Below are 901 nucleotides of genomic sequence, written 5' to 3'. Positions count from 1 at the left end.
TGACTACCGTCATACTCTCTGGGTCGTGTAGAGTTGAACTTCTCGTTGTAAATCTTGCAAAGAAGCTCTCGCCTTTGTGGGTCTTTCCACACCCAATCCTGAAAGCCCTGCTTGATCTGCTCCTGTTTTGCCTGTGCAATGGCGGTCTCTTTGGCATTGAGAACCGGCTTTTTCTTACCATCCACATCTTCAACATAGTCAAAGATTCGGACTTCTTTCAGGTTGAGGGTTTCTTCGATTATCTTGTAGGCGTTGATACGGTTTGTACCGTAAGTGCTGTAGGCTTTGACATTGCTGCGGTCATAGCTCTTCCCTTCAATGTTCCACTCGCTGGAAAACTGCGAGTAATGAACCTTGATGTTCCATTGAGCATAGCGGGGCGTATCCAAAAACTCATAGATGAACTGCTGAATAATCTCAGGAGGCACCCATGTTGAACCCAAACGCACAAAGATTTCACTTGCGGTCAGGTCTTTCGGCTGCACCCTTTCCAGCGCCTCGACATTGACTGTAAAATCATCAGGATAGACCTCTGCGGAGCGTTTCGCCCACGCCAGCTTTTCCCTGACATTGCCGGATAGATACTCGTCCGCCATCAGATATTTCGGCTCAGTTGCCGTTCCATAACCGTACATGGGGTTCAGGAAGATAACGCCCTTCAAGTCCTCATAGACTTCTTTTTCAGTCTTACCACAGAGGGAACTCATATAATCCATGTCAATCCGAGCCTTTTCGCCCAGCGACACCGCAAGTGCTTCACTCGCCGTATCCACCGAAGTGACCGGCACATGGGGCTTTATCGTGCGCTTAGTGAAGATGTCCGCCTTGCGCTCAAGGTTCTGTTCCTCATCAAGAATCTCCAATGCGGAGAGAAGCGAAAACGAGCTGTCCTGCGAAAAGG

Annotated in this window: 1 pseudogene; it reads right to left on the bottom strand. The window is 49.1% G+C overall.

Annotation, left to right across the window (positions count from 1 at the left end):
- A pseudogene (locus D1841_RS17600) lies at positions 1 to 901 on the bottom strand (helicase); the annotation flags it as partial.

Origin of the sequence: Neglectibacter sp. X4, assembly GCF_009917365.1 — a bacterium.
Classification (GTDB): domain Bacteria; phylum Bacillota; class Clostridia; order Oscillospirales; family Acutalibacteraceae; genus Acutalibacter.
Note: the sequence above shows the minus strand (reverse complement) of the source record. Positions and strands in the feature narration are given on the sequence as shown.